This is a genomic window from Albidovulum sp., assembly GCF_008933605.1.
Lineage (GTDB): Bacteria > Pseudomonadota > Alphaproteobacteria > Rhodobacterales > Rhodobacteraceae > Albidovulum.
In genome coordinates, this window is record NZ_WBUS01000215.1 from 1 (window position 1) to 3,952 (window position 3,952).

Here is a 3,952-nt window from a genome sequence, read left to right on the forward strand (position 1 = left end):
GGCGATGAGCGCCGCCTGCCGCGCCACCTCGGCCTCGGCGGCCGAAAGCCCGGCGGTCAGGTCGGCAGTGCGCCGCCGTTCCAGCCCCAGCGCGTCGGCCAGGTCGGCCACCTGCGCCCCGAGCGCCTCAAGCTCGCTGCCTTGCGTGTTGATCTGCTCGCGCAGAACGTACTGGACGACCATGAAGATGGTCACGACGAAGGTCAGGACGAGGATCAGGGTCGACAGTGCATCGACATAGCCCGGCCAGATGTTCGTCGAGAACCGCTGCCCGCCCCGGCCCTGCGACAGCGCCATCTCAGCCCCTCCGCCCCTGCTCGGCGACACGGCCGAGCGCCCGGACGGCGCGGGTGAGTTCGGCCAGATCGCCCCGAAGGTCGGCCATGCTTTCCTGCCGCCCGGCCGCGACTTCCTCCAGGAGCTTCAGCATCTGCACGTCGATCGAACGCAGCCGCATCCGGCTCTCGGCATCGCCGCCGTCGATCCGCACGTCCTGGCTGTTTCTCTCGACGAGTGCGACAAGCCGGTCCTGCGCCTCGGCGATGCGGCTGAGCTGGGCGTTCGATCCCGCCTCGGTCTCCAGCCGCCGGGTAAGCCCCTCGACCGCCGAGGCGACGCCTTCGAGCCGCTCGTTCACCGCCGCGCGGCCGGCGTCGGTGCGTTCGAGGATCGCCTGAAGCGTCTCCACCTGCCCTGCCATGTGGTCGAGGATGCCCGCCACCGCCTCGCCGTCGAGCGAGCCCTCACCGTCGCCCGCCGCGAAGGAGAGCCGCGTGAAGGAGGTCAGCCATTCCTCCAGTTCCCGGTAGAAGCGGTTCTGGCCATGCCCGGCGAAAAGCTCCAGCAGCCCGACCACGAGCGACCCCGCGAGCCCGAGGAGCGAGGACGAGAAGGCCGTGCCCATGCCGCCGAGCTGCCGTTCGAGCCCCGTCATCAGCTTGTCGAAGACCTGGATGCCGCTTTCCCCCTCCTGCGGGGCGAGCGCGCGGATCGTGTCGACCACGGCCGGGACGGTGGTGGCGAGGCCGTAGAACGTGCCGAGAAGGCCGAGGAAGATGAGAAGGCTCGTCAGGTAGCGGGTGAAGTCGCGCGCCTCGTCGATCCTTGTGGCGACCGATTCGAGGATCGACCGGGCCGAGGAGGACGAGATCTGTCCGCCCTTCGGCCCGCGCGAGCGCAGGAGCGCCGCGAGCGGCGCGAGAAGGCGCGGCGCGATCGTCATCTCGTGCCCCGGCCGGTGCGCGGCGAATCCCTCGATCCAGCTGACCGAGCGGATGAGCTGCGCAAGCTGCCAGAAGCAGGTCAGCACGCCCAGCACGAAGACGCCGAGGATCAATCCGTTCAGCCAGGGGTTGGCCGCGAAGATGGAAAAGATCGGCCCGTAGGCGAACCAGGCCCCGACGCCCACCAGCGCCAGCGCGAGCAGCATCATCGCCACCTGGCGCACGGGCTGCGAGAAAAAGGGCTCAGCCGCGCGTATCGCCTTGTCCATCAGCCTGCCATCCCGCCCCGATCTTGCGGCCAGAATAGGGGGAGGGGCGCGGGGTCACAAGCCGTCAGAGGCAAGCCGCCGCACCCGTTCGGCCAGCCAGTCGAGGTCGGGGTCGGCGATCCCGAGTTCGTTGAGGTGGGCGGCGGTGTTCCAGAGGTAGTCGCGGTTGGGCCCGCGCCCGCCGCTCGCCCCGGCGATGGTCCACGCCTGCTCCTCGAGCGCGAGGCCGCCGCAGTACTGAACGTGATCGGGGTCGATGACGTAGGTCACCGCCTCCACCTGCCGGCCGTCGGCGAGATCCACGCGCAGCACCTTCTCGAGATAGGCCGAGGAGATGAGCTCGCGTTCCCGCAGGGCGGCGAGCGTCTCGTCGGCGCGGACGGCGCTCACCGCGAAGGCGACGCCGTTGCAGGCGGCGCCGGCCGCTGCGTCGAGCGCGAGGACGAGGCCGGGCCTTTCGGCCGTGCCCCGATGGTGGATGGAGCGCATGCAGAAGGAACGGTGCCAGCCCAACAGCCGGGCAAGAACCCGCTCCTCCCAGACGAAGCCCGGCTCCCACATCAGCGAGCCGTAGCCGAAGACCCAGAATCCGTTCATGCCCGCCTGCTGGTTTCCCGCCGTTCCGGCGTTATAAAGCGGATCGTGTCGTGCGAGGGAAGACCCCATGCGTCTGATGCTCTGGATCATCGCGGGTCTGACCGCGCTCTACTGCGGCTACTGGGCGCTGGCCGCCCGCACGCTCCGCACCGAGGCCGAGGCGACGCTGGCGGCGATGCGGGCCGAGGGGCGCGCCGACGCCGCGGCAATCGAGGTCGGGGGCTTCCCGGCGCGCTTCGACGTGACGCTGACCGCACCGCAGGCCGCGAGCCCGGACGGCAGGATCCGCTGGAGCGCGGACGCGCTCAGGCTCTATGCGCTCTCCTATCGGCCGCAGCATGTGATCGCGATCTTTCCCCCCGAGCAGCGGGTCGCGATCGGCGGCGAGACCGTCACCGTCACCTCGGCCGAGCTGTCGGCGAGCGCCGTCTTCGGGCTCGCACCGGAGCTGCCGCTCGACCGCTCGCAGGCGGTGGGGACCGAATTTTCCCTCGTCTCGGACGCAGGCTGGGCCCTTGCCGCCGACGTCCTGCGGGCCGCGATCCGCAAGGGCGAGGCCGCGGCGGCACATGACATCGGGATCGAGCTCGCGGGGATCACGCTGTCCGGCGTTCCGGCCCGGATCGTGACCGCGGGCGAGGTGCTGCCGGCGCGGGGCGAACGCTTCTACCTCGACGCGACGGTCACGCTCGACCGGCCGCTCGACCGGGTGGCGGCCGTCGAGGGCGTGCAACTGCGCGCGGTCGATATCCGCAGCCTGGCGCTCGACTGGGGGCCGGCCGGGATGTCCGGGCGCGGGGCGGTCGCGCTCGACGATGTCGGCGTGCCCGAGGGGCGGATCGAGCTGTCGTTCCGGAACTGGCGCGCCGTGCTCCGGCTCGCCACGGCGCTGGGGTTGGTCCGGGCCGAAACGGCGCCCACCGTCGAACGGGCGCTCGAAGGGCTCGCCACGCTCGGCGGCAATGCCGAGGTCCTGATGCTGCCTCTCGTCTTCGCTGGCGGGCGCGCGAGTCTTGGTCCGGTGCCGCTCGGCCCGGCGCCGCGCCTGTGACGCGTCAGCGGCAATAGGCGCCGCGGCCGCGGGCCGTGTCGAGGTGGAAGTGATCGGCGTGGAAGCGGTCGGAGCCGGGGCCGAGCACGGTGTTGAACGGACCGCAGGCGGCCTTCCGCGACGCGGCGAGCGTCTTTCCGGCGGCCTTCGTGCCCCAGCCCTTCAGGACCGAGAGCGAGGTGCCGTCCGCCAGGATGATGGCGGCGACGTCGACCGCCCGGCCGCGCCCGTGCTCGCTGATCCTCGCGCCCTTCTGGTTGTTGCGCGGCCGGCACGAATAGCTCGCCGCGATCTGCAGCGCGGCGACCCCGCCGCCCTTGCGGCCCACGGCGGGCTTCACGCCGCCTTCCACCCAGTCCTTGAGCGCGCGGGCCGTGGTGCAGTCGATGCTGGCCGGTTGCGTCAGCGCCACGCCTGCGACCGAGATCACGCTGACCCCGTCGTCGAGCCCGCATCCCTTCACCTTGCCGAGGATCGGCGGGATCGCCTTGCCGAGGATTTCGGGGTCGCCGCAGAGGCCGCCCTTGCGACCGGTGACGGGGCCCTTGGACTGCGGCACGCGGAAGGCCGCCTGCACGATGACCTCGGGGCCGCCCGCAACCGGCAGAGCCCTGACGGGCACTACCGCCGGCATGCGAAGGCTGCGGGGACGCGCCTCGGGAACGGGCGAGGCTGCCACGGTCGCCACCTCGACGGCGGCCGCCGGGATCGCTGCCGGACGGGCCAGGGGTCGCAGCCGCGCGGTCGCCTCGGGAAGCAGGAGCGCCGCGGCGGACATGGCAGCGCGCGTCACCTCGGGCACGGCCGCGACC

General features: G+C 72.0%; 4 protein-coding genes and 1 pseudogene. 1 reads left to right on the forward strand and 4 read right to left on the reverse strand.

Going from position 1 to position 3,952, the window contains the following annotated elements; all coding sequences use genetic code 11:
- The 3 genes and pseudogenes from F9K34_RS17490 to F9K34_RS17500 form a co-directional block, all read right to left on the reverse strand.
- Positions 1-297: pseudogene (locus F9K34_RS17490) on the reverse strand (peptidoglycan -binding protein); the annotation flags it as partial.
- Position 298: 1 nt separating this feature from the next.
- On the reverse strand, positions 299-1,492 hold the full coding sequence (locus F9K34_RS17495; protein ID WP_291338396.1) for a biopolymer transporter ExbB: 1,194 nt from the start codon (positions 1,490-1,492) through the stop codon (positions 299-301).
- A gap of 54 nt (positions 1,493-1,546) precedes the next feature.
- Entirely contained in the window at positions 1,547-2,089 is a 543-nt protein-coding gene (locus tag F9K34_RS17500; RefSeq protein WP_291338397.1) for a gamma-glutamylcyclotransferase, read from the reverse strand.
- Between the two features lie 67 nt (positions 2,090-2,156).
- On the opposite strand from F9K34_RS17500, the gene F9K34_RS17505 reads away from it, so the two are divergent.
- Positions 2,157-3,140 carry a DUF2125 domain-containing protein gene (locus F9K34_RS17505; RefSeq protein WP_291338398.1) on the forward strand — a complete coding sequence of 328 codons (984 nt, stop codon included), beginning with the start codon at positions 2,157-2,159 and terminating at the stop codon, positions 3,138-3,140.
- A gap of 4 nt (positions 3,141-3,144) precedes the next feature.
- Here F9K34_RS17505 and F9K34_RS17510 read toward each other — a convergent pair.
- The coding region (locus tag F9K34_RS17510) for an extensin-like domain-containing protein (protein ID WP_291338399.1) at positions 3,145-3,952 on the reverse strand (808 nt) is incomplete at its 5' end.

Excerpts from the sequence above, each read along its gene's own strand:
- F9K34_RS17495 (WP_291338396.1), bottom strand. The coding sequence starts at position 1,492 with ATGGACAAGGCGATACGCGCGGCTGAGCCCTTTTTCTCGCAGCCCGTG.
- F9K34_RS17500 (WP_291338397.1), bottom strand. The coding sequence starts at position 2,089 with ATGAACGGATTCTGGGTCTTCGGCTACGGCTCGCTGATGTGGGAGCCG.
- F9K34_RS17505 (WP_291338398.1), top strand. The coding sequence starts at position 2,157 with ATGCGTCTGATGCTCTGGATCATCGCGGGTCTGACCGCGCTCTACTGC.